We start from the raw sequence: 26760 nt of genomic DNA, 5'->3' as shown, positions 1-26760 counted from the left end.
AAATGTGTTCCAAATATTACAAGAATAAGGATGACGTGTATGTTTGGCATTATAAAAGACTGGCGTGAACAGCGTATATTGGACAACAGCGAGTTTACCCATGCAGATTGGGTACAAGCAGCTGAGCGTATTGTGATACTAGATAGATTAAACAATGACGAGATGACGCATCTGTTTGAGCTGGCGACTTTATTTTTGGCTGATAAATCCATTACTGGTGCGCAAGGGTTTGAAATCACTAATGCTGTTAGGCAGTCTATTGCGCTGCAAGCCTGTTTGCCTATCTTAAACCTAAGCCTTGAATGGTACGCTGGCTGGTCATCTGTCATTATCTATCCAGGTTCATACAAAAGCGACAGCACTACTGTGGATGAGTTTGGTATTGTCCACGAAGGCAGTCAGCACCGTAGCGGGGAAGCATGGCAGCGAGGTCCTGTTATATTGTCATGGAAAGATGCCAAACATTCAGGCGAACGCGATGGTCATAATGTCGTGATTCATGAGTTTGTGCACAAACTTGATATGATGAATGGCCGCGCCAACGGTTTTCCACCGATGCAACCTGATATGGATTCTGCGCGCTGGACTGAGATTATGGCGCGAGATTTTGAGGACTTTCAAACCCATCGCAAGTCAGGGCTAGATCGCTATGGAACGACCAATCCTGCTGAGTTTTTTGCTGTACTCAGTGAGGTGTTTTTTGAGACACCGCAAAAGCTAGTAGACGCGTATCCAGATATTTATGAGATTATGGTGAAATTCTTTAAGCAAACACCACTATGAAGAAAGAGTATAGAACCTAAAGCCTTCAATACGGGCTAATCAATTGAAGGTTTTAGGATTGGGAAGCTGAGATGATTAACGCTATAAATGACGACATGTCAAAAGTAGAGATCTATGAAAGTTCTGATGGAAAGGCGCAAGTAGATGTGCGTTTTGAGCAAGAGACCGTCTGGTTGTCACAAGCCCAAATGACCGAGTTATTTGGGCGTGACCAATCAGTGGTTTCTCGTCATATCGCCAATGCTATAAAAGATGAAGAAATCGATGAAAAAAGCAATATGCAAAAAATGCATATTGCAAATTCAGACCGTCCAGTGACTTTTTATGACCTAGATGTGGTTATATCAGTCGGTTATCGCATTAAATCTCCTCAAGGTGTGCAGTTTAGGCGTTGGGCAACGCAGCGCTTACGTGAATACTTGCTACAAGGCTATACACTCAATCAACAGCGCTTCGATAAAAACTCTACTGAATTGCAACAAGCGCTAAAATTAATCAAAAAAACCGCCCAAAGTCCCGAGCTTAACACCGACGAAGGACGCGGACTAGTTGAGATTATAAGCCGCTATACGCAGACGTTTTTATGGTTACAGCGCTATGATGAAGGTCTACTGGATAGTCCTGCAGGGCAAGATGGTGGTGTCTTACCCAGTACGACTGAGGCGATGGCAGCGCTGACAAACTTGAAAGCGCAGCTGATAGATAGGGGTGAGGCGACTGAATTATTTGCCAAGCCTCGTGGTGATGGTTTGGATAGTGTATTGGGTAATTTGCAACAAACTGTCTTTGGTGAGCCTGCGTACCCAACTATCGAAAGTAAAGCGGCACATCTACTGTATTTTATGGTAAAAAACCATCCTTTTACTGATGGTAATAAACGCAGCGGTGCGTTTCTATTTGTGGATTTTTTGCATCGTAATCATCGACTGCTGACTGATAAAGGTGACATGGTCATCAATAATACTGGGCTTGCGGCACTAACCTTATTGGTCGCTGAATCCGACCCTAATCAAAAAGAGACTTTGATCAAACTGATTATGAATATGTTGTCGTTAGAGGGTCAATAAACAGGATTATTGTCAACAACCCTGTAATATAAGTGGCAACATATATCTTTATATTTGAATATAACCCTAACGATAAACCAAGTAGAGTAGTCTGCTATTCTAAACGCGCCCTATAAAAGTGGTCAGTTAATCGTTTTTCTACGCCCTAAACCGTCCACTGGTCATTAATGACAGCCACGAGATAACGCTTACCTTGATACTCCTCAAACACCAAACGCATCGCACGCCAATCCATACCGCTATATTTTTCACTGCCATTACTGTAAAACTCAACGAAGTCAGAATTTTGATATATTTTGTTTAAGTTGTTAATACTGTTGCCCATCGCTTTACTATTATTAATACTGATCTCTGCGTTCTGATCAAATGCACTAGCAGCGACCCAATTGCTCAAATAGTCAGGTAGCGGCGTGATCAATAAATCACCCGTGCCATCTTTTTCACCCCACGTAAAGCGAATCTTTGACTGCTGCAGATACTGCGTGTATTGGTCGCGACTAAAGGTTTTGTCGGTCTCAGGACGTATATATGCATACATCGAGAACCGGACGCCACGTATGGGATGAATATCATTGGTGATACTGGCATAGTCGCCATTAGCCAGTGCATGCTGAATACGCAATGATTGCTGCTTAAGCGTTTGCTGACTGCTATCAGCATTGCTAGGCATTGATGAGCTACTGGTTGGTTGAGATACAATGGCTTCGCTAGACTCAGTAACGGACTGGCAGCCAGTCGCGGTCAAAGTGAGCAATAAAAGGCTACTAGAAGCCAATGTCGCAGATTTTTTCTTAAAAAAAGCAGGTAATATCGTCATAAAATCATCCTTAACACGATTATCAGAGATAAAAAATCACTCAAAATTGTCATGAGAACAAATAAAAAAGTACCATAAGCGCGCTATGAAATGGTTCTTTTGGTAAGTAAACCTGAATGATACGATAATACAGCAGAGTCCAAATATGGGTATGATGTAATAGGTTGTAACACTTATAGAATAAAAGCTTGTAGAGAACATCATGCCAACATATAAATCACTCATATTTCTGCTGACCATAGGACTGATGCCTGTCGGTAGCGCTACAGCAGATGTGACAAAATCAGATCAGAAACAAGCTGTTAGGGCTGCTATGAAGATTGCGACCATCAAAAAGATGTATCAACAAGACATAGATGATCAAGGTATGAGTGATCCTGTGATGCTACAGCAATATGCAAATACTGACTTACAAGCAGCCATGCAACTTGAACAAGATTATTTTGATAAGAATCAAACGTCCTGCAATATCGATTATGATGTGCTGTGGGATTCTCAAGATCCTAATTATACGCAAGACAAAAAGTTTTCGATGACTGAGCAAGGTTTGGTTCAGGTTAGCTTGGCGCAAGGTAGCGATATCTATTATGAGTTGTCATGTGATGACAATGATAAGCGTGCTGATTGCCAAGTCGCAGATGTAAGTTTAAATGAGGATGGTAAAACTTTGCGTAAGCATTTGCTTGATACTTGTCGTTAGCAGAAATCTGGAACTGATATCAAAAATGTCTAAGCTAAGATAGTTTTTAAGTATGGGATACTTACCTTCTAAGACCGTTGGTTTGTTTTCGCATAATGTATATTATGTTAAATGAAGTCTATGTGCTACTAAGTTCATAGAACTATAATTTTATAAAGTTAGGTTTGCGGTGCTAAATGACTATTGAATCTTTGCAGTCTCACGGTTTTTAGCGGCATAATACCTACACATCAGTTAGATGAATCTTGACTTCATAGGTTAAAAAACCCTGCATGCTATTACTTATATAGCATGCAGGGCTGAGCCTTCATCAGTTATACAATTTCGAAAACCCTTGGGTCAAATCAAAAATCCATCGTTGCTGACAGCAAGAACGTACGCGGCTCACCTATGGCCAAATCGTTGTAATGTGCCGTTGTCCAATAGGCCTTATTCATCACGTTTTCGACACTACCGCGCAGTGTCAGTGGCTTGTCATTAACAGAAGTCAAATAGCGCGCACCCACACCATATATAGTACGACCTGGTAGGGACTGTATATTGTCATTTTCGAGATATTGTTTAGACACCGCATTTGCATTTGCTGTTAGCGTCAAATTTTCTACGAGAGGTAAATCCCACTCTACGCCGATTTTAGATTGCCACTTTGGCACACCTGCCGCTTGATTACCTTCATTAACCCCATCATTCATTTTAGTCAACTTAGCATCAATATAGCTGATACCACCCATTAAGCGTACATTTTCAGCAGGCGAGCCAAACACGCCCCACTCCACGCCTCGATTACGCTGAGCGCCAGCATAAGAAAAAATATTGGTATCGGTATCGGTATAACTGTTGGGTTTTTCGATTTCATAAGCACTTAGAGTATGAGAGAAATTACCAAGATCGATTTTTATACCGACTTCTTTTTGTTTGGTCTTATAAGGCGCAAATATCTCGCCAGCATTTTCTGCATCTGTTGGTGCTGTATCTCCTTTACTTAGTCCTTCTATATAATTTGCATACAAAGACGTCTGGTCGGTTATCTTTACTGAGAGCGCCACTGACGGCGTTATGGCATTTTCATCATATTTGGTACCTGTTGATAACATGCCGCCTGTTTGTTTTGTTTTTAGCTGTTGATAGCGAGCCCCTAAGGTGAGTTGGTATTTATCCTGATCAAACGATAACGTGTCTGCAATGCCATAGCTGGTCAATTCGGTGTCTGTCGCAGTTAAAAGTGGCGGATTCAGATCTAAATCAGGTCTGGATCCCCACACAGGGTCGTAGATATTGGTATCAACACTGACACCACGGAATCTTGCTGCATACAAATTGTATTCCTCTTCATAGCGGGTGGCATTGACTGCTATTTGGTGTCCAATATTGCCCGTTTGGAATTGACCATTTAAGCCGACTTCGAACGACTGTCTTTCGTTGTCATCGCCTACGTATCCAACGGTGGTACTGATATCTCCATCAGTATTAGATATCTGAGCATTATCTGCACTGAGTCCGTCATAATTCCATTTGGTTACCCCCATGGAGGCATACGTTGTCAATTGGTCATTGATATCAAATTCAGCGCGTCCAATGGCCCCTTTGGTTTGAGTCTCAAAATAGGCCCAACTGGGATTTAATAATGTATCTGGATCTGGAACACTAGGAATATCAACACCTGATGCTAATGTAACTCCTCGAGTCGGCCCATCCACATGGTCTGTTGTCGTATAAAGGTCGGCGGATACTCGTGCACGCTCACCGCGCCAGTCCAGTGCAATAGCTGCTGATTGCGCTTGCTTTTCTTGATCATCAACGGCGCTATCACCCTCTCTATAAGCCCCATTTACACGAAAACCAAATTGCTTGTCTTCACCAAAGCGGCGACCTATATCGACATGCGCGCCCAGTTGTGAGTCTGATAGATATCTAGTGGTCAGCTGTGTCAGCGGCTCATCCCCTGCTCGTTTGGTGACTAGGTTGACAGAACCGCCGATAGAGCCGTTGGGAGACATGCCATTGAGCATTGCTGATGGACCTTTAAGCACCTCAACACGCTCAAACATTTCAGGTGAGCTACGATAGTAAGGTGCCATACCAGTCAATCCATTGACGGTCACATCATTACTACTCGACGCAAAACCACGAATATAATAACTTTCAAGACTCTCTCCACTGGCACCGCTGGTATAAAAAGCGGGATCCGTTGCAGCAATAACATCGGTAATATCTACCGCTTGTTGGTCAGCGATGAATTTATCGGTGTAACTGATGGCACTAAATGGCGTGTCTAAAAAGTCTTTATTACCCAAAAATCCCATATTATTGGTGTATGTCACCTGCCCGCCAGCATAGTTAGAGTTCTCCTCAACGTCAGCTTCAACCGTGATTGCTGGTAGTGTGACCGTTGGTAGGTCTTGATCCGCTTCTGTGCTCTGGTTTTGTGCAGTAATGGTCATATCAGTGGCTTGTGTACTACTGACTGGCGTACCGTTGGTCTGGGCATAAGCGGCGGGCATGCCCAAAAATACAGTACCAGCAGCTGCCCCACATAAAAGTGCCAGTTTTGCTGAGACAAAATAATTGAGAACAAAAAATGGTTTGTGCTCTGTGAAAGATTGCTTGACGTTGGGGTGTTGGCTTAAATGTTGTTGAAGTTGAGACATAGCGATATCCTGTCGTTTTGATAAACAAATAAGTATTAAGTTAATAAAAAATAATGATAATAAAAATACAAATGATAACTATTTACATAAAGAAGCTAAAAAATAACTTATTTTAGCTTCGATTGAGCAACTTGCCTGCCTTTCTTGGCAATACTAATTATCTGATATAGTCAATCCACTATAAAAGCGTTACAGCGTTAACCTCGCTTGAAATATGACATATACATCTGTACTCAGTTGCCTTGTACCACTCTTAAATTAGATCAACGATAGTATCCGTGATGCATTGATGTCTTTAAGAGATTGCTGTCTTTAAGAGGTCGTCTGATAACCCTTTAACACATCATCCATCATAATGTTCAACGAGGTCGGACTGGCTGCAGTGATATACCATGCATCGGCATCAACAAACACAACGTGGCCGTTTTTCCATGCTTTGGTTTGACGCAGTAACGGATTGCTCACGTCATCAGGGCTGATGGTCGCGCGATGCTCCATAACCGCAGTACGGTCGACGATATAGATGATGTCAGGATCTGCTTGCTGTATAAACTCACTAGAAATAGGCTGACCGTGCAGGCTGGTATCGTCAAGTGTGCTTGCTGGCTTGACACCTAAGTCATTAAAGATAAAACCATAGCGAGAATGCACGCCAAAATTACTAAAAGCCCCATTGTTATGCAGTACCACCAGCGCTTTTTCTGGGCGATTTTTTGTTACTGCTTGTACGTCTTGCACTCTTGCTTCTAGCTGCGCGACCTGCTCTTTTGCCAAAGCTTCTTTATCAAAAATCTTACCCAAGGCTAATAAGTGATTTTCAACATTTTCGACATGATGCGCCTGACTGTCATTAAAGCTCACATCGAAGTGTAGCGTTGGTGCAATCTCGGACAGCTCTTGATAGTTTGCTGCATGTAGCGGAGTCATCAAAATAAGGTCAGGATGTAGCGCATATATGCGTTCCATATTGGGCTGAACAATAGCCCCTAAATCCTCTATATCAGCATTTTGTTTGTATTGAGCCAAAAAATGCGGCACGTAGTCTTTGACCATGCCTGCAATCGGTACACCAAGCTGGTCTAGAAAGTCAGCTTCGTTCATATCGAGCACGGCAACCCGCTGCGGACGATGATCGAGCACGGTCGTACCAAGTTCATGCTCGATGGTGATGGGCGTCTTTAGCGTCTGCGACGCAGCAGACTCATGAGATGCTTTTTCACAGCCCTGTAGAGGCATAGATGCCATAATGGCAAGCATCCACACACAGCCTTGTTTTCTTACATTCATATACTCACTCCTGATAAATTAAAGTAATTGCACAAACAACCACGTTCACTACGAATAATCTCAAACTCAAGATCATACAATTCGCTTAAGTTGCTTTCTGTCACCACCTGCTCAGATGAGCCACTAAAACTCAGTGTCCCATTTTTCAATGCTACGATATGATCTGAATAATTGGCCGCAAAATTGATATCATGAATCACCAAAATGACCGTCCTACCCTGTTCATCACATAAACGCCGTAGCGCTTGCATAATGTGTACCGCATGCTTCATATCCAAATTATTCAAAGGCTCATCCAGCAATAATACATCCGTCTGTTGCGCGATGGTCATTGCCAAAAAAGCCATCTGCCGTTGACCACCACTCAATTCATCCAAATAAGCGTGGCGCAAAGGCGCTAACGCCAAAAACTCAATAGCCTCATCAATGATATGATGGTCTTCTGCCGTCAACGCACCACGGCTATACGGAAAGCGCCCAAACGAAATCAGCTCCTCTACCGTTAAGCGCAGGTTAAACCCGGGCGACTGACGCAGAGTGGCGACGTGATGAGCGTACTCAGAAGTACGAATATCACTAATGTTACGACCTTCAAATAAAACCTCACCGCCACTTGGTTCTAACAGTCTGGCCATCACCATCAGTAGCGTAGATTTTCCAGCCCCATTAGGGCCAATCAAAGAGGTCACTTCGCCTTTAGGAAAAGCCAAACTGATCTGAGAAAGAACACTTTTGTTGCTATAGCTTTTATACACATTGTTAATCGTAATCATGTAAACCCTCTGGTACGAACCGTCAGCGCTAGAAAATAAATCCCACCCACAAGGTTGACAAGAATACTGACGCTGGTTTTGTAATTAAAGACATGCTCAACAAAAATCTGAGCCACTAAAAAGATAGCAATCGTAATGGCGCAGGCCATTGGTAACGTGACCTTATGACGGTTACTACCTGCAAGCACATACGCGATATTGGCAACAAACACCCCCATAAACACCGTAGGGCCAATCAAGCTTGTGGACACTGCCACCAAAATAGCAATGAGTGCCAAATACCGTTTGACATACTTGGTGTGATTCACCCCAAGGGACTGTGCCTGCTCACGACCCAAAGCCAGTACATCTAATATAGGTAAGGTTTTACGGCCAACCCACAGCGCGGTTGTAACCGCAAGCACCCCATAAAACAACGTCTCAGGCTGAGATCGATTGAATGAGGTATAACTCAAACCCTGAAAAATAGAAAACTCGCCAGGGCTGATACGCAATTGAATAAACTGAGTCACCGTGCCAATCACCATGGTTAGTACCAAGCCAAATAACAGCAAGGTGTAAACATCGTTTTTACAGCGTGGAAATAGCCAGTGGTGCAGTGCCCACGAATACACCAGCATCAACGCGATAGAGACTATAAAATTGCCGCTCACCCCCAAAAACAGTAGCCCTTGTGTGCCCATCAAAAAGAGCAAGAGCACTTGAAACAATAGATAAACCGCTTCGTATCCCATGATCGAAGGCGCTAAAATCCGATTGCCTACAATCGTCTGAAAAATGATGGCTGAAAAGGCCAAGCAAACACTACCCAAAATAATGGTGGCCAAGCGAATCAAGCGCTTAGGAATCAGATAATCAAAATCCAAACCTGAACCGATGAATAAAAAAATAAGCGCCAAGACGATAATCAATACAAACATCGTCCGAAACTTTATAGTTACCGTCATCTGACACCCCTCATAATCAGCATGAGGAAGACCACGCCACCAAGCCCGCCTGCCGTAAGACCAATGGGCACCTCAAAGGGATAAATGACCAATCTGCCAAACACATCACACAGCAGCAGCAGACAGGCGCCGCCGAGCGCCACAATGGGCAGCGTGCGCGATAGGTTCTCTCCATACTTTAGTGCCACCAAATTGGGTACGACCAACCCCACAAAAGGTATCGCTCCGATGGTGATGACTGACGCGGCGACGGTCACTGACACCAGTATGAGACCCAAAGCGGCAGTAGTGACATAACTCAACCCCAAACTGGCAGCCATCTCTTCACCCATACCGACCACCGTAAAGCGATGCGCGTAAAAATAAGCGAGAACAATAATGGGCAAGATAATATAAATCAGCTCATAGTGACCTTGAACCACCCGCGAAAAATCCCCCAATAACCAGCCTTGCATGCTTTGCAAAATATTGTGTTGGTAGGCATAAAACTCAGCGATGGCGCTGAGCACACTGCCATACATCAAGCCAAGCACAGGAATCAGCACAGAACGCTTAAGCTGAATGCGGCTGATGATATAAATAAAAATCAAACTCGCAGCAAAACAAAAGCCCAGCGCAAACATCATCTTACTGCCCGTACTCGCACTAGGAATCATCGTCAGTGACACTAAAATGCCAAGCTTGGCGGCATCCATCCCCCCTGATGTTGCAGGCTCAACAAATTTGTTACGCACGATATGCTGCAAAATAACGCCACTGACCGATAGCCCTATCCCTGTCAGTATCAGCGCAATCAGCCGTGGTATACGACTGGCCGTGAGCGTCAGCCATGCGTCCGTAGAAAAAGAGAATAATTCCGACCACATTATCTGTTTGGTACCAATCATAAGAGAGGCCAGACATAACGTGGCAAATAAAACCGATAACCTAAATATCATGAAAAATCTGCTGCGTTTGAGAATAGAGTTTCACTCATAAGTATTAGTGGTGAAAAGCTGTGTCAGTGATGCGCCAAACTACAAATATGGTCAACAACAACAAATATCGCTGTAAATATAGCCGTACTTAGCAGATGTTTGGCACTGTCTAACAAAACTCAGCTGTTTTGACATACCTTGTTGGCATCATAAGACCGATATGGACATGCCCCACTATACTTATAATAAAAAACAGAAAAAAAGGCTGTGCTTACCGTCAGTAAGACAGCATTCCCGTTTATTCACCACCAAACACATAAGTGGTTCACTTCTTTATCCTGATCAACATACCCTAAGCGTCATTACCGATCTAAGAGCGCATCTTCAGGAATACCATACGTTTGAAAAGCTGTGCAGCTAGCAATGCGATACGCCTCGCGACCCAATAACTGATTGATAATCACTGCATTTCGATTGGCACCAATACCCAAATCTGGAGAACCAACCCCTTGTTGGAATATTTCTGAATTTTGTATAAATATTCGTCCCAAACCTGCATCACACCTAAGTGCCGTAAAGTCTTCTTGCACTATAAAATCCTCATTACTATCCGTTGCCAGTACCGACCCTTTTAATTGCGTCAGCCATTGTGGCCAGTCATGCACATAACCGACAGCAGCAATCACGGCGTCTGTCTCTAGGCTAAAGCGCTGCGCTAGCTGCGTGTGCAAACACTTGATCTCAAGCGCCCCTGATTGGACATTTTTTGCAATAGATTCCACTTCGCAGTTGGGATGTAGAGATAAGCCCGTAGGCTTGCCACCGATGGAACGCTCATACAGCAGATCATATATATCGGCGATGGTTGAGTAGCTAATTCCTTTATATAACAGCCCTTGACCCCCTGCGATGTCACGGCGTTTTTCTCGAGACAGGCTTTGGAAGTACTGCATATAAGCGGGTGTAAAGCACTCTTGACCAAGCTTTGAGGACTCCATAGGATGAAATCCTGCTGAGCGGCTGATCCAGCGAACGCCTGCCCCTGCGGCAACTTGAGTAGGCGTCAATGATCTTAGCAGTGCCAGTACACACTCAGCCGCACTTTGTCCTGAACCAACGACGGTCACTTTTTTGCATTTCGCTAAAGCCTGTTGTAAGGAGGCAAACTCTGCCGCATGCTTGACCAAAGGATGATTACTTTTGGCCAGCCATTTGGGTACATTTGGTTTCGTGCCAATCCCAATGACCAGATTGGTGCTGCGATACTGTTTTTTCCCTCCTGATGCTAATGTACTGTCGATAACAAAGTGATCTTGCTTGGCATCATAAGTGACATCGTCAACATACTCACCAAAATGGCAGCTGGGTAACTGCGTGGCGGCCCAGCGGCAATAGTGATTGTATTCAACGCGCGGGATTAAAAAGTGCTCATAGTAATAAAACTGGTATAAGCGGTCATGCTGATGCAAATAGTTTAAATAGCTCAGCCTATGACACGGATCTGCCATCGTGACAAGATCGGCAAAAAAAGGGACTTGCAGCGTCGCACCAGACAAAAGCAGCCCTTTATGCCACTGAAACTCGTGCTTACGCTCTAAAAATCTCGCCTGAATAGTGCGATGCTCTAAGAGCAATGCCGCCAAGCCCAAATTAAAGGGTCCAATACCAATACCTATAATGTCGGCAATTTTTTTATTCATTGTGCATAAGCCTTTAATGTCAAACGATTCCAATATTCAATAGTGCTGATTTTTAAGCAGCATGTCTCTTTTGCAGCGCTTTGTTGCGCGTGCTACCCAGTCTTTAAGAGCCGTTGCACCTCGGTCACATCGCGGCAATGCAGTAGCTGCGCTGGCGAGAGCTGCACTGCATAAGTATCATAAAGGCGCTTTGAGATGGTTTTGAGGTGCTGAGGACGCAGACCGATGGTCATAAAATTCATGGTTTTATCGATAGGTGTATCACTCACCTGACCGATGGTATCCAAGTAAATATCAAATAAGGCTTGCTGACAAAACGTGGTAGTCACATCAGCGTTTTGCTCTGTAGCGACAGGCAGATATGACGAGACATCAAAGCGAAAGGCTTGTGAGGCAACCATTTGATGTATCGCGGTATCTATAGCCTGCAACAAGCAGTCAATGGTTTTGGTAGCAATGGCTTTGGGCACGTGGTCGATATCAAACACGAGCGCGCCATCACGCTGGGTGGTAAAGCGAATGTCAATCGCGACCTGCGGCGTTTGGGTTAATCCACGCTCTAAACGCATTGGCGTATCTGCTGTAAGAACTGGCCAAGACAAACCATTGGTAATCACGATAGGCAACACAGGTGCGGCATTGAATTTTTCAAAGAGCAATCGCGCCAAATCTACTCCTGAAAATGACAAATGCTGCAAGCCTTCGAGCACATCGACTTGCAAACTTGAGGCTTGCTGAATGAAGTTTTCTGTACCAACTGTCCACTCAACCGCTATAAACGTGGAGTTATTGACTAGCGTCCCTGTGTATAAGGGTAAAACAGGCACCGCAACCACGATGGATTGCTGTACCTGCAATTGTGTCTGCACTTGTGAGAGCAGCTCTAGGATGAGTGCCATAATCACAGAGTTTTTAAACAGCCCTTGTTTTGCCCCAATTTTTTCCAATTGCCGAAACGTATCTGCTGGTACGACCAAACTTCGGCGCACAAAATGGGCAGCGCCCAGCTCATTTAGTGGTCTGATCCATGGCAATGCAGGCACATTGGTAACGGTAGACAGCTTTTGCACCCAATAAGCCATATCCACTGCACGAGACGCCGCTTTAGATTCAGCTTTAGCAGGCGTGTCTGTTGTCACAGTGGGTATCGTCATATATGTGGTTGTGGCAGACGGCGCTGCAAACAGCTCAAGCATTAAAGACGCGATCGCACGGCCATCAAGAATGAGTGCATCAAAACGTATAAAGAGGCGCAAAAAGCCACCTGTTAAATGAAAAGCCGTGATGTTCCAAGGCGCGCCCTGCAAATCAAACATTTGGTGCGTATACGTCTCTCGATAAGACTGTAGATAGGTAGTGGCTTCTTTGGCTGAGAGGTGGTGCAGATCAATCTCTTGTAGATTGATACAGAGATCATTACACACATACTGAGTCAATGTGGTCACATTGATATGAGTGCGTAGACTCTGATGCCGCTTAACAATATCCGTCAAGCGCTGCTTGAGCACAGCCATATCCATACGACCATAGTATTCACGGAACTCCTGCATGGCAACGCCGCCAAGCGGTAGCTGCGTCGTACGACCAAGTAGATAGGCTTCTTGTATCGCGGACAATGGCTGCTCGTCAGTCATTATGGTTTTGTGATCGGCTGGCTGCTCAGGTTGATAAATAATGCCTTTGGGCAGTTGATTAAACATCATATCCAGAACAGCAGGATTTTGACCGACTTCTCTCAATAAGCCGATAAATGAGTGAAACAGCGCAGTGACCCATGCCAGTGGTAATGTGTCTAGACGTATGTCCCAATTCACCAGTACGCCATTCTCCACACGTACCACCTGAGCATCCAAGGCAACCTGCGGACCTTGAGATGTTGTCCATGTCATTTCACCAAAAGCTTGTTTGACACTTTCAGAAAACAGCACCCCTTGTGGTAAATCCAAAGCGGCAGTAAACACCACAGGCGTCTGCTGGGCAGCACCATGATAGCGAGATAAATCTCTCATGATATTGACACCCGCATAATGGGTATGGTCTAGCAGCTCAATCATTTGATCAGCCACATCTTGACAAAGCGTACCCAAGGTTTTGGCTGCCGCTGTGTCTATATTGACAATGACAAAATTAGAAAAATCGCCAATACACTGGTCAATATTCTCTACCACAGGCGCGCGCCAAAAGGTTGGAACATTGAGCCTAAAGAAAGTATCTTGGGTGGCCTGACACAAGGCAAAAGCAAACAAACCAAGCATCATGCTAGAAAAAGTGATTTTTCGCTGACGTGCCAGCTGCCGTAACGCTTGGTATTCTACGCTTGTCAGCTGCTCACTGAGACAATGACTCTGCGCCGTTTTTGCTGCGTTATTACTCACTGGCAATGAGGGCATTGGGGCGATATCTGGAAGACGCGCCCGCCACCATGCTTTGTCTCTATGATGGCGCTGCTTGATGCTTGCATCTGCTTGCATGGCTTCATGCCAATCAAAAAAGCAGACAACAGGCGTAGCAGTGGTGACTATGCCTTGATAACACGCCGCCAACTCCTCTATCAACTGACAAAAGCTGGAGGGATCGACCGCGATCATATCTGTGTCAATATGCAAACGAAAGTTTGATTGATTGAGCAGACTGATGGAGTACCTTGCCGTTTGACCACTGGTCAGATCCAGCTGCTGGTGCGTCCATTGCTCACGTTTATCTTGCAAATACTGTATTTGTTTTTGGGGAGTTAGCACGCTTAAATCATCAATTTCAAGCAGGGTTTTTGGTGCAGATGCAGCAATAGTAGGAATGCCATCTGAGCTGAGGCGCATTCTCAAGATGGGATGCCTCAAATGCATATACTGTAAGGCCGACTCTAGCTTTTGTAAATCAATTGATTGCCCATCAAATTCAACATAAAGATGGGCAGCCACCCCACCTAAAAACTCAGATTCGCTGATACGACCAAACCAGCAGGCTGCTTGCATGGGAGTTAATTCACTCATGATGTGCTTACTCAGTTGACAAAATAATATATATGAGGCACTGTATCACAAATGATAATCATTAGCATTAACATTTACAAACAATAATTGATGATTGTTGTTTTATTGCCCTGATATTTTTTTCACTATGACGTAGCACCGTTTCGCTAAGGTTTTGACAATATGATTAAACCGCTTATTAAATTTTATCCTTGGCCAAAAAACAGAGCGCAGCACTATATAACCCAAGGCTATTGGATCAATGAACCACTGACACATATCCTGTCTCAGCGCTGTGCCAGCGACCCTAAAGCGACGGCGCTGATCTGCGGTGATCGTCAGCTCAGCTATCAAGCGTTAGATGACTTATCTACCCATCTAGCCCATCGCATCAGCGCTCAAGGTATTGGCAAAGGAGACACCGCCTTGGTGCAGCTGCCCAACACGGCTGAATTTTATATTGTTTTTTTTGCGCTATTAAAAATAGGTGTCGTTCCCTTAAATGCGCTTTATTCCCATCGGCAGCATGAGCTACGTAGCTTTTGTCAGCAAATTAAACCACAGTTACTTATCGTGTCAGCGACTCACGAGGTGTTTAAAGACGATGACTTTATTAATGAGCTTCATGCTACTGATCTGAGCCCGCAGCTTGTCTTAACCCTGAATGACGCTGCAAATACGGCAAGTAAATACAGACTGGAGACATGGATAGCAGCCAGCGATATGGTGGATGCTGACGATGCGCATCCTGTGCTCTACTCGCCTACCCCCGCCGATGAGGTGGCTTTTTTTCAGTTGTCCGGCGGTAGTACGGGCACGCCCAAGCTAATCCCGCGTACACACAACGACTATTACTATAGTGTCAGAGCGAGTGCTGATATTTGCAGACTGGATACTGATACGCGGCTGCTTTGCGCGCTACCGGCACCGCACAATTTTATGATGAGCTCTCCTGGCGCGCTTGGCGTGCTGTATGCAGGAGGCACAGTCGTTATGGCACCTGATCCTGAGCCCTTAAAATGCTTTTCAATCATTGCGCGTTATGGTGTCACTATGGCGTCACTAGTACCAAGTGCGGTCGTGGCGTGGATAGAGCAAGCGCCCAAACATGCAGCACAGCTGAAAACCTTGCAGCTGATACAGGTCGGCGGGGCAAATTTCTCTGAGACGCTCGCACGAAAAGTGCCTATAGTATTTGGCTGTGCTTTACAGCAGGTTTTTGGTATGGCTGAGGGACTGGTGAATTACACTCGCTTGGATGATGCTGATGAGCAAATATTCACTAGCCAAGGGCGACCGATAAGTCCAGATGATGAGGTGATGATTGTTGATGAGCAAGGCAATCCTGTCCCAGAGGGTGAGGTGGGCATGCTGACCACCCGCGGGCCTTACACTTTTTGCGGATATTACCAAAGCCCTGAGCACAATGCCAACGCATTTGATAAGAATGGCTACTATGCCTCTGGCGATTTGGTACAGCGCACCCCTGAGGGCAATTTGCGCGTTGTGGGGCGCGTCAAAGACCAGATCAATCGTGGCGGGGAAAAGATCGCTTCTGAGGAAATTGAAAACCTCATTCTTGCGCATCCTGATGTGTTAAACGCCGCGCTCATCGCCATCACCGACCCGCGACTTGGTGAAAAAAGCTGCCTCTACATCATCTCTCGTGACCCTAATATCAAAGCATCAACGCTACGGCGTTATTTACTAAACACAGGTATTGCTCAGTACAAAATCCCTGATCGTTTCAAGTTTATTGAGTCTATGCCCTTAACCTCCGTGGGCAAAACCGACAAAAAAGCCCTGCGTACTCTTCAATTACTTTAATGATTTTATGACCATCCCAATACTTTCAAATTCAATAGCGAGCCTTGTATGACCATCAAAACCCTCTCCGACTACCCCATGCCGCAGCCTGAAAGCTACCCCGCCAATAAAGTAAATTGGCAACTCGATGCCAAACGAGCCGTACTTCTAATCCATGATATGCAGCGTTATTTTATCAATTTTTATGAGACGGACAGTACACTTATCAATACCTTGATCCATCATTTGACCCGCCTGCGCCAATGGGCTTATGACAATGACGTCCCTGTGGTATATACCGCCCAGCCTTATGAGCAGCCAGAGGAGGACCGCGCCCTACTCAATACCATGTGGGGCGCAGGCTTGCCAGCATCGACAGCCGATCAGCAATCTATCGTCGATCCGCTCACGCCAGCTGACACAGATACCGTCTTGACCAAGTGGCGCTACAGCGCGTTTGCCCGCTCAGACTTGCAGGCGCGTATGCAAGGCTGGAACCGTGACCAGCTGATTGTAGGCGGGGTTTATGCCCATATTGGCTGTATGGTGACCGCTATAGATGCGTTTATGAGTGACATTCAATGCTTCTTAGTCGGCGATGCGGTTGCTGACTTCTCAGAAGCGGAGCATCGCATGGCACTACAGTATGTGTCTTCGCGTTGTGGTCACGTGCTAAATACCGAGGCGATCGTCGGGGCAAAAACAGATAAGATTACCAAACAGTGGCTTCATACCCGAGTTGAGCAGCTCATTGAGGAAGAAGAAGAGATAGACCCTGAGGAGAATTTAATTGTCTACGGGTTAGACTCGCTTAGAATCATGCAGCTTGCCGCCGAGTTTAAAGGGTATGGCGTTGATATTGGTTTTGAAGAGATTGCACGCAATCCAACCTTGTCTAATTGGTGGGATTTGATACAACAGCAGCAAAAGTCAGCCTAAATAGTCCTCCTAGGTAAAAGGATATGAAGAACGTGAGTGATGATCATCTAGAGGGTATTTATACGCCCAACTATACTCCCAATCAAGACGCTGCATTTGCAAACGTCGTATTGCATGACTATCTTGATGCGATTAGGACCAATGTATTGGTCACACCGCCAGAGAAGACCGCGCTTATTTTTGCCGACCAATCGATCAGCTATCATGAGGTGGGGCATCATGTTGCAGTAATAATGGCAATGTTTAGGCAGCAAGGCATTCGTGCTGGGTCTGTTGTAGCCATTTGCTTGCACAAAAGCCCTGAACATATCTATACCACGATTGCATGTGCTTTAATGGGTATCGTTTGGCTGCCTGTTGATATACAAGCACCGCGTTCAAGGATTGACTACTTACTGACCAACAGTCGTGCCGACTTTGCCGTCAGTCAGGGGGCATTATCGCCGCTGTCTGGTATTCAAATAACGACCATTGATATTGATGCCGCGCGCGGTCATAACGACCCGATAGATCTACTTGACTGCTCTTGCACCTATGATTTAAGCCGTCGCCCTGCTTACTATCTCTATACTTCAGGTAGCACAGGAAAGCCAAAATGTGTGGTCTTAAACAATCAGGCAACTGCCAATGTCTTGCAACAAACCATAGCATACTGGGATATCACTCATAACGATGTCTTTATGGCTATCACGCCTTTTCATCATGACATGTCTGTATTCGATATTTTTGCGCCCCTATCAGTGGCAGCAACGCTGGTCATCCCAACTACCGAGCAGCAAAAAGATGCAGCAGCATGGGCAACATTGATCGCCAAACATCACATCACACTGTGGTGTAGCGTGCCTGCCATTGTTGATATGTTACTGACGGTGAGTGGTCATGATCAAATCAAGACCCTACGCTTCATTGCCCAAGGTGGTGACTATATCAAGCCATCTATGGTTGCCCTGCTCAAACAGACCTTGCCTCAAGCGCGGCTGTTTTCTTTAGGCGGGCCGACAGAAACCACCATTTGGAGTATTTGGCATGAAATCCTTGACAACGATCAACACATCATTCCATATGGGAAGGCCTTAGCACACAACCAGTATCACATTCTAAATGAGCAGCACGCGCCTTGTGAGGTTGGTACTATCGGCACCATGTATATGTCTGGCATCAATTTATCAAATGGCTACTTATTGGATGGAGAGACACATCACAATGACTTTGTGCGCATTGAAACGATAAATGGCGGTGTGGTCATGGCCTTTAAGATGAGTGATTTGGGTTATTATCGAGATGATGGTGCAATCATATTTTCAGGACGCAAGGCAGGCTATCTCAAGGTCAAAGGCGTACGCATTGCAGCATCTGAAGTCGAAAATGCATTATCTAGCCATCCTGCCATTCATCATGCCGTAGTGATCAGTTGCACAAACCCTACCACCGATATCAATGAGCTGGTGGCGCTTTACACCGACAATACGCATTACATAAGCAATACCAACCGCGTGTCCAAGCAACAGCTGAGCGCTGTTGATCTAAGAGTCTATCTAAAAGATCAGCTACCAAGCTCGCACATTCCCTCTAAGTTTTTATTAATAGACGACATACCCCTGACAGCGAACAGCAAAATCGATCGCAACAAACTACTAAGCCTAGCGCAGGAACAATTATCTATAGCGCCAACGCCTGTTATAGCGAGCATACCCACTGATCCTAGCCTGTCAGCAGAAGTGATTGATACCATCTTGACCTTATTTAAAAGCCATCTATCCGAGCATCAAACACAAACACAAATACAAATACAAATACAAATGCTGGGGGGCGATACGCAACTGTTTGCTTTAAACATAAAACCCAAACAGCTGATGACCATTGCCACACAGCTGTCACAGCAGTTGAATATCTCGCTTGATTTTTATTCACTGGTGGCCTGTAAAACACTGGGTGAGTTAATGACAAAAGCACAGCTTGCTTTAGACCGTCCATAAAGCTGCGCTACACAAAAAGGATCTAAAAAGGGTTTACCGCAGTAAGCCCTTTTTTTGTATCTTTATCTTTTTTATGTCCTTTTTAAGTGCTCATACCACCGTGCTAGCACCCTAACGTCGCACCACCATCCACCACCAGATCCTGCATGGTGATGTGTGACGATTGATCGCTTATAAAAAACATGATCGCGTTGGTGATGTCTTTAACCTGCGCTATTTTTTGTAGCGGTATGCCAAGTTTATACTGTTGAAGATTGCCTGTAATGGTGGTTTGCTCGCCATTGTCATCTGTCCATAGCTGCGTTTGCATCGCCGTCCCCGTGGATCCTGGTGACACCACATTGGCTCTGACACCATATTCAGCCAGCTCTAATGCCACTGTCTTTGTGAAGTAAGTCAGCGCCGCTTTTGATGCTCCGTAGGCGGACATATTGATACGCGGCATTGCGGCGGCATTGGATGACACCACAACGATACTGCCACTGCGTTTTTCTTTAAAATAAGGCGTCAACTTTTGGCAGAAGTGAAAGCAAGAAAACACATTTACCGCAAAGGTATCCAGCCAATCTGTCGAGGACATATCATTGTGCTGTCCCAAATGCAGGACACCTGCAATATGAATAAAATAGTCAGGGGGACTGACCCTTAATAGTGTCTCGCATAAATGTACAATCTGCTGTTCATCTCGAATGTCACAAATGTGTACCTGCTGTTGTAGCGCTGCGGGCAGTTTGTCTTTGGTCTTATCGATACCGATAACCTCAACATCCTCATCTAACAGGCGCTGCATCACATCTGCGCCAATGCCTTGATTGACGCCCACCAGCCACGCGGTTTTTTTTATCACAGTGTGGTTTGTCATTATACTGATCCTTAAGTGGGTTTGAGTGGGTTACGCGCTGGTGTCACAGAGGCGTAGTATGGTTTTCATTTTGTCTTCTGTCTCACGCCACTCCGACTCTGGGTCAGACCCTTCGACGATACCAGCACCCGCATACAACCGTAATTTTTTATCATTGAGTAGCCCGCAACGAATTGTGACGACCCACTCGCCATTGCCTTCTGCATCCATCCAGCCCACCAAGCCTGTGTAATAACCGCGCTCATACCCTTCATGCTGCAATATAAAATCTTTGGCCAATTGCGTTGGTGTACCACACACTGCAGGGGTTGGGTGTAGCTTTAATGCCAAGCTCAAAGCATTGGGCGCGGCTTTTTTTAGTGTGCCTTGTAATGTTGAGGACAAATGAAACATGGTCGAGGTTTCGAGCACTTCTGGAAACTCAGACATACTCAGCGTCACACAGTCTGCCACCAGATTACGCGATATGTTTTCGACAACGATTTTATGCTCGTGCTGATCTTTGATTGACTCATGCAAGGCTCGTTGGTTTCTTTGATTGTGCTCTAAGCTATCACGCTTGGGTCTAGAACCCGCTAGAGGATTGCTCTTAACGAGTAGATCATTTTTAGACAATAGTAGCTCTGGGCTCGCCCCTAGTAGGTATTGCTGATTGTCTACGGGTATCACAAAGTTATAAGCGGTTGGGTTCTTATCCAGCAAGGCGTCTAAGTAAAAGGCGAGGTTCTGCGACTCATCAAAACGGACATCAACCGCTTGTGACAGCACTATTTTTGTTAGCTCTGTGTTTTTGAAAGTCTCTAACGCATAATTGACGGTTTTTTCAAACTTATCTTGATTCACCAGCAATGTCTTGTTCTTGATGTGCGTCTCATTTTTTATCAGATCAGCTTTTTTGGTTTTTTTGTCCGACTTATCGTAGTCACTATAAAAATTTAATACCGCGTCATTTTTGATATCAAAAGGAATAGCAGCAATTAAGATTGGATTTTTATCGCCATTATTTTTCATCTCTTTAAAACGATCAGCGATACGCTGATTAAAATGTACCGTATCTGCTGCAGGTGTCGTTAGCGTCTGCGAAAAACGCTTGCCGATCAGGTGATACTCTTTTGTAGAAAAGCAGGCAAAATGTGCTTCATGATTCGACGGTGTTTCTACATAATGTTGTAAAGACATAACTGATATCTCACTGTGGTTATTGATGCATCGATCGTTATTGTGACTTATATTATTAAATTTAAATGATAATTATAGTAATACTGATAATCATTATCACTTGAAAATTACAGATGGTACTTGTAATAAGTTTTTGATTCTTACGGACGGTGCTCTACAGGGTTGCCAAAACGCTGTTGCCAAGACGCTATGCTACCTACTATGGATATATAGCTACTGTAATAAGTGAAAGGTAAGTGACTCATAAATAGCCGCCTGTCATGGCATAAGCGCTTTGTAGTACAATTCTTGTCACTGCTTCATATAATCAGCGCCATCGTAAGACAGCTCGCTCAGCACATCTTATTCATTTTTTGATATCTCTATGATATAGAACAGATGGTGATAATATGCTGCCCTGTCATCCCCCACTGCACCTGCATCACTGTTTGGGTCAGTCCGTTTTCTTGTGCCTTTTGCGTGCCATCAATGATGGTAAACGTCATAACGTCACCAGACACACCTATATACTCAAACGCTAAAAAACTCAGTAATACATTATATTTGGCATATATCGCCTTAATGAGGCTCTCTTTAGCAGAAAATATCATTAAATAGATATAATGATTTGGATGTGTGCCACACAAATATTCTACCAGTGTCATAGTTTCTTGATGATTTAAAAAAGCATGATGATTTAAAGGAGCATAGTGCTGAGACTCATCACGATCAAAGCAAACATTATGCTCAAAACAGACATTGTTTATTTTGGCCTCAATATCCACCCCTATAGCACGGCAATCCTGCATAGATGGTTGCCGATAAGCGCAGCAGATCGCCGTACACGATGTTTTGCCACCTGTGTGGCTAATGCTCCCCGTCATGCCATCTGGCCATAGCGGCTCGCCATGCATCCCTTTTAAGACGGTAAAATGAGCCAAGCCGAACGCCCGTAAGGCAAGCTTTGCCGCTAAGCGTCCCGTCAAAAAATCCAGCTTTCGCTTTGTGGATACGCGGGTCAATGCTTTTGGTAAGTTAATATCAAAACAATCATACGCCGCCTCTACTGCAAAATTGGCGGTCAATATACTCACAGACAGCTGATGTATCTGGTGATGCGCGAGCACTATGGTGTGATACGTCAGCCGAATATGCTGGCGTATCACACTCAGCGCCCGCGCATCTTGTGCCAATAAAGCACTGCTGTCCGATACCTCACGCTTTATGGTGTGGTAACGCATACAGCAAACCCTCCTCTATTTTTTTTAGCATTTGCGCACGCGATGACGGGTTTAAAAAATAAAAATGATCACCTGCCAGTGCATGACACCCCAAAAAAACCTCAGAATGTGCCTGCCACGCTTGCATCATCGCCTCGTCTTTGATATCTGGATCATCGACACCATAAAATACAATTAAAGGCGCGGTTAAGGGCGCAGGTGTCTTGATTGTCTGCTGACAGATAAGCTGGTCACTGATAAAAAAATCATTACGAATAATGGTCAAGAAATAGTTGAGCGCTGCTGTATTTTGTAAAATCTCAGGTGGAAAATTATTGTAATGCGCCAGTTTTTCGATAATCTCATCATCCGTTAAGTGCTGCCTGCCACAGATATGTTGCAAATATTGCGGCTCTGGGCGACTGCTGACCACCACCAATGCCAGCAATTCAAGCGCATCCTGTGCGCGCAGATGATCGATCACTGTCCACAACAAAGCGCCACCGACACTATGTCCAAATAAAATATAAGGCATGTCTTTATAGGACATAATCGTCTGAGCAATGCCTGCCGCCAATACATTTGGATTATTAACCAAAGGTTGCCCGGATCTGCTGCCATGCCCCGGATACTCTATCGGTATCACTTTTATATGGCGACGTTTACAGGTCTCGGCCACTACTGGCTCCCATGCGCGATAGATCGCAGAGCTACTGCCGGCTGGTGGCAGACAAAACAGGTGATAACAGTTATTCATTGACGTCATATTTACTCAGCTTTATATCTCTATGTTTCATCATCTATAGTGTCTGTCTTCAAATACAGGAGCGAACCGCACAAAAGAAAAATAACTTTCAATCAGGCGGTTTTATAGCAGCGTATCTTTTTACTTAGATTCGACTATATCAGCCCTATAAAGCGATAGATTGTGTCGGCTGCCAGATCGTCGCATCACGATGGGTCACAAAAACCACCGTAGCAGCCAAGGCGCGAATGCTATCGGCAATGACCTTTTCGATCTCGTCCTCCAAAGCCGATGTCGCTTCATCTAATACCAAAATGGGCGCTTTTTTGAGTAATGCGCGTGCCAGTGCGACGCGTTGACGCTCTCCTCCTGATAACGCCGCGCCTTGCTGACCCACGGACTGATGTATCCCCTCAGGGGTACGATCAATCACAGACTCCAGCCTCATTTTTCGGGCAATGCTATCAACCTCAACGTCTGATGCTTGCGGATTGCCAATACGGATATTTTCAGCCAGAGTGCCTGTAAATACGATGGGATCTTGAGGAACATAGGCGATATGCGCCGCCAGATCTTCGTATACCATGTCATTGATCTTTACGCCGCCGAGCAAAATATGACCGTGTTCAGGGTCATCAAAGCGCATCAATAACTCAAGCAAGGTACTCTTACCGCTGCCGCTCACACCCGTAACCCACACTCGACTGCCTTCTGGGATATCAATATTAATGTCTTTTAAGACAGGTGCATGACTTACCTGACGTATACTGAGCTGGTAGTCAGCAGGAGCAGATTTGAAAAGGGCAGGCTCAGGCAGCGTTGGTGTATTGATCGCCTGCTGATAATTCTGTAAAGAGGCCTTTAAATCATTGATACCCAAACCTGCCACAGCCAGTTCATCAAGTGGGGCGGCTGCACGACCGACCAAAACCAGTACTGCCAAGATCATTACCGCACTACTGCCACCTGTGATAATGAGGTAAGCGGCCATACCAGCTATAGGTAACACGGTAGCTAGGTTTGAGACAAACACAGCCATGGCGGCAGCGTGGTTGGTGCTTTTTAAGGTCTCTTCTTGAATACGCCAGCGCTGCTCAATACGGGCGATGGCGCGTTTGGGCCCTGCCGCTGTTCTTAATAACTCAATATGATCTACCAATTCAAGCGTGGCTTCTGCGGTGCTGGCTTCTGCCTTATGCCGATTGTTATCAGCACGACTTAGCGCCCGCTGTGATAAAAATTGGACGATCAGAGACAATATCAATAGCGCCGCTGCCACCAATGCCAGCGTCAACCCTGCAACCACGCCGATCCCAACGACCAAAAATAAGGGAATACAGGGCGCATGTAAGAACTTTTGCAGCTGATGCGCGGGGATACTCATAAACCCTGGTATACCTTGACCAGCAATGGTCGCAACCTGAGCACGATGCTCATTGGTAAACCAAGACAGTTTGGTGCGCGAGAGTGCTTGACCCAGCGCCGCGTACAAGTCACCCGCCAGTCGCACACCAGTTAAGTAGCCTGAACGATTGACCAATACGGTAGCAAAAATGGCGGCACAAGCGGTGATTAAGACCCATTTGGGCGACCATTGATTGACAATACCTAGTGCCAGCGCGGTATAAGCAATGGCTTCTAAGAAAGCAACCGCTATCCAGCCTACCCCTACTGTCATCAATCGTCTACGCGCAATCGCTGGCAATGACGGTGTCGGCTTTTTGTGTGGTGTGTCTACGGTAATACTCATGACAAGCGCTCCAGATCAGTATTGGGTATCAGCTCTAGTCGAGCATCTGTTTGATCGGCCAATGCCTTATCATGCGTCACCATAATGATGGTCTTTTCTTTATTGTGTGCTTCATCTAGCAAGGCTGTTAGCACTTCTGTAACCATCGCGTGATCCAAAGCGCTGGTGGGTTCATCAAGCAAGATGATAGGTGCTGATGATAAAAACACGCTGGCAAGACCGATACGCTGACGTTCGCCGCCTGAGAGCAACTGAGCATCGGCGCTCAGATCCACGCTTAGCTGAGCGCACTCTAGTGCCGCATGAAGCGCGTGATCTGTGGCATGCGGGGCAAATAATAGTAGGTTGTCTTTAACGGTTGCAGGCAGTACATCACCCCCTTGCGGTACGAACAATACGGCATTATGTCTGGTGTGTTCATCCAGCTTGGCTATATCCGTATTTGCCAGCTGCACCTGTCCGGCGTGCAATGGCTCAAAGCCTGCCAGCATACGCAGCAGCGTCGTTTTACCCACGCCGCTAGGCCCTGTGATGGCAGTGACGGCATTTGTCTTAAATGTATGCGTCAGTCCGTCAATAATCTGGACATTATCGATCACCATCTTAGCGTCTGTAATGTTCAGCGTGAACGGTGCTGATAGTTGCGTTATGTGACCTTTGGGTAATATGGGTTGTTGTAATAATGCAATCAGCCGACTTGCCGCCGCTTTACCAGCCCCAACATAATCCAGTCCATGCCCTAAACGTAACGCGGGACTGACAACGGCGAGACTGAAAAACAAGATCGTGGCCATCACAGGAGTGTCGTAGTCATAAGCAATCAGATAAGCAATCGCAAATGTCGCTACTGCTTGTAACAGTGCCACGGCCATACCTGCGAGCGTCGCCACTTTACTCACCCACATGACCAAGCTGTCTGTAAAGCGCTTGGTGGCATCATGATAAGCAGCCAGTGCCCCTGACTGTTGACCATAGATACGATTGACGCGGATACCACGTGCATAGTCATCTACAGCGGAGATGACCTCGCCTACCACCTGCATGCGCGCAGCACCATCACGCGCCGTCACGCGCGGCACAATGACTAGATAATATAAAGACGCGATCACACCTGGCAGTAAAACCCACAGCGCCACAGGGCCTGCCACACTCACCAATATAACAATAGATACCAGCGGTAAAATCGCAAAGCTTGTCACCTCTGAGGGCAGATGCGCCACCATATGATGTAGCGTCGTAATATCTTCTGACACCAAGCGCCGCAAGGACTGATCCCCTTGTTTGGATAATGTGCTGGCAGGCAATCGGGTCGCGTGATTGGCCACTTGCCGCCGCAATCTTGCAGAAAACGCCGCTTCTGCATCATGAGCCAGCGCCGAGGCGGCGGCGGCAAACAAAGCGCCTAGCAACCACAGCCCCACAGCCGCAATCACCCACGGTAATGCGATATCATCGATTAATTTGACCAAGCACCACAGCGCCCCAAGCATGACCAGACCAGATAATGACGAGGACAGCACGCCAATAGAGAGCTTGGGGAGTGCAGGACGTAAAGCAGGCATGATTACAGGGTCAGCCATCAAGCTGCGCAATGTTAACTTGCTCATTGATTTCTCCGATGACTGTGGTTGGTTTGTTCCATAAATTAAATCCAGCGCGCTTATTTACCAATATGATTGGTTGTCAGCATGATTAG

Annotated in this window: 19 protein-coding genes and 1 pseudogene; 6 read left to right on the top strand and 14 right to left on the bottom strand. The window is 45.6% G+C overall.

What is annotated here, in order from left to right; all coding sequences use genetic code 11:
• Positions 1–39: 39 nt before the first annotated feature.
• Both RH96_RS03670 and rhuM read left to right on the top strand, forming a co-directional pair.
• Positions 40–783 carry a zinc-dependent peptidase gene (locus tag RH96_RS03670; protein WP_010197433.1) on the top strand — a complete coding sequence of 248 codons (744 nt, stop codon included), beginning with the start codon at positions 40–42 and terminating at the stop codon, positions 781–783.
• A gap of 71 nt (positions 784–854) precedes the next feature.
• Positions 855–1850 carry a RhuM family protein gene (rhuM, locus tag RH96_RS03665; RefSeq protein WP_010197432.1) on the top strand — a complete coding sequence of 332 codons (996 nt, stop codon included), beginning with the start codon at positions 855–857 and terminating at the stop codon, positions 1848–1850.
• Between the two features lie 145 nt (positions 1851–1995).
• Here rhuM and RH96_RS03660 read toward each other — a convergent pair whose 3' ends face one another.
• Positions 1996–2667: a hypothetical protein gene (locus RH96_RS03660; protein WP_010197431.1), complete on the bottom strand. Its 672-nt coding sequence runs from the start codon at positions 2665–2667 to the stop codon at positions 1996–1998.
• A gap of 202 nt (positions 2668–2869) precedes the next feature.
• On the opposite strand from RH96_RS03660, the gene RH96_RS03655 reads away from it, so the two are divergent.
• On the top strand, positions 2870–3367 hold the full coding sequence (locus RH96_RS03655) for a hypothetical protein (RefSeq protein ID WP_037033087.1): 498 nt from the start codon (positions 2870–2872) through the stop codon (positions 3365–3367).
• Between the two features lie 344 nt (positions 3368–3711).
• On the opposite strand, the gene RH96_RS03650 is transcribed toward RH96_RS03655, so the two are convergent.
• From RH96_RS03650 to RH96_RS03620, 7 genes and pseudogenes are all read right to left on the bottom strand, one after another.
• Positions 3712–6015 carry a TonB-dependent receptor gene (locus RH96_RS03650; RefSeq protein ID WP_010197429.1) on the bottom strand — a complete coding sequence of 768 codons (2304 nt, stop codon included), beginning with the start codon at positions 6013–6015 and terminating at the stop codon, positions 3712–3714.
• Positions 6016–6327: 312 nt separating this feature from the next.
• Positions 6328–7302, bottom strand: a complete 975-nt coding sequence (locus tag RH96_RS03645) for a siderophore ABC transporter substrate-binding protein (protein WP_010197428.1) — start codon at positions 7300–7302, stop codon at positions 6328–6330.
• A complete protein-coding gene (locus tag RH96_RS03640) occupies positions 7299–8075 on the bottom strand; it encodes an ABC transporter ATP-binding protein (RefSeq protein WP_010197427.1) in 777 nt (258 codons plus the stop codon). The genes RH96_RS03645 and RH96_RS03640 overlap by 4 nt, the downstream gene beginning before the upstream one ends.
• Positions 8072–8995 carry an iron chelate uptake ABC transporter family permease subunit gene (locus RH96_RS03635; RefSeq protein ID WP_010197425.1) on the bottom strand — a complete coding sequence of 308 codons (924 nt, stop codon included), beginning with the start codon at positions 8993–8995 and terminating at the stop codon, positions 8072–8074. The genes RH96_RS03640 and RH96_RS03635 overlap by 4 nt, the downstream gene beginning before the upstream one ends.
• A 23-nt stretch (positions 8996–9018) precedes the next feature.
• Positions 9019–9960, bottom strand: coding sequence for an ABC transporter permease (locus RH96_RS03630; RefSeq protein WP_026037111.1), 942 nt, complete (start codon positions 9958–9960; stop codon positions 9019–9021).
• A gap of 341 nt (positions 9961–10301) precedes the next feature.
• Entirely contained in the window at positions 10302–11639 is a 1338-nt protein-coding gene (gene basC, locus RH96_RS03625; protein WP_010197422.1) for a putative histamine N-monooxygenase, read from the bottom strand.
• A gap of 92 nt (positions 11640–11731) precedes the next feature.
• Positions 11732–14703, bottom strand: a pseudogene (locus RH96_RS03620) (condensation domain-containing protein).
• Positions 14704–14791: 88 nt separating this feature from the next.
• On the opposite strand from RH96_RS03620, the gene RH96_RS03615 reads away from it, so the two are divergent.
• The 3 genes from RH96_RS03615 to RH96_RS03605 are packed head-to-tail and all read left to right on the top strand — an operon-like array spanning position 14792 to position 19329.
• Positions 14792–16435, top strand: a complete 1644-nt coding sequence (locus RH96_RS03615) for a (2,3-dihydroxybenzoyl)adenylate synthase (RefSeq protein WP_010197420.1) — start codon at positions 14792–14794, stop codon at positions 16433–16435.
• Positions 16436–16483: 48 nt separating this feature from the next.
• The gene (locus tag RH96_RS03610) at positions 16484–17353 is read left to right on the top strand and encodes an isochorismatase family protein (protein ID WP_010197419.1); all 870 of its coding nucleotides are present in this window, start codon (positions 16484–16486) and stop codon (positions 17351–17353) included.
• Positions 17354–17376: 23 nt separating this feature from the next.
• Entirely contained in the window at positions 17377–19329 is a 1953-nt protein-coding gene (locus tag RH96_RS03605; RefSeq protein ID WP_010197417.1) for an AMP-binding protein, read from the top strand.
• Between the two features lie 103 nt (positions 19330–19432).
• Here the strand turns inward: RH96_RS03605 and dhbA are convergent, their stop codons facing one another.
• From dhbA to RH96_RS03575, 6 genes are all read right to left on the bottom strand, one after another.
• A complete protein-coding gene (dhbA, locus tag RH96_RS03600) occupies positions 19433–20191 on the bottom strand; it encodes a 2,3-dihydro-2,3-dihydroxybenzoate dehydrogenase (protein WP_010197415.1) in 759 nt (252 codons plus the stop codon).
• Positions 20192–20221: 30 nt separating this feature from the next.
• Positions 20222–21370, bottom strand: a complete 1149-nt coding sequence (locus tag RH96_RS03595) for an isochorismate synthase MenF (RefSeq protein ID WP_010197413.1) — start codon at positions 21368–21370, stop codon at positions 20222–20224.
• 362 nt (positions 21371–21732) lie between these two features.
• A complete protein-coding gene (locus RH96_RS03590) occupies positions 21733–22590 on the bottom strand; it encodes a 4'-phosphopantetheinyl transferase family protein (RefSeq protein ID WP_010197411.1) in 858 nt (285 codons plus the stop codon).
• Positions 22565–23335 carry an alpha/beta fold hydrolase gene (locus RH96_RS03585; protein ID WP_010197409.1) on the bottom strand — a complete coding sequence of 257 codons (771 nt, stop codon included), beginning with the start codon at positions 23333–23335 and terminating at the stop codon, positions 22565–22567. The genes RH96_RS03590 and RH96_RS03585 overlap by 26 nt, the downstream gene beginning before the upstream one ends.
• A gap of 145 nt (positions 23336–23480) precedes the next feature.
• Entirely contained in the window at positions 23481–25064 is a 1584-nt protein-coding gene (locus RH96_RS03580) for an ATP-binding cassette domain-containing protein (RefSeq protein ID WP_010197406.1), read from the bottom strand.
• Entirely contained in the window at positions 25061–26671 is a 1611-nt protein-coding gene (locus RH96_RS03575) for an ATP-binding cassette domain-containing protein (protein WP_010197405.1), read from the bottom strand. The genes RH96_RS03580 and RH96_RS03575 overlap by 4 nt, the downstream gene beginning before the upstream one ends.
• Positions 26672–26760: the final 89 nt, after the last annotated feature.

Source organism: Psychrobacter sp. PAMC 21119 (genome assembly GCF_000247495.1).
In the GTDB taxonomy this organism is placed as follows: Bacteria; Pseudomonadota; Gammaproteobacteria; order Pseudomonadales; family Moraxellaceae; genus Psychrobacter; species Psychrobacter glaciei.
The sequence above is the reverse complement of the archived record's forward strand: the minus strand, read 5'-3'. Positions and strand labels throughout refer to the sequence as shown.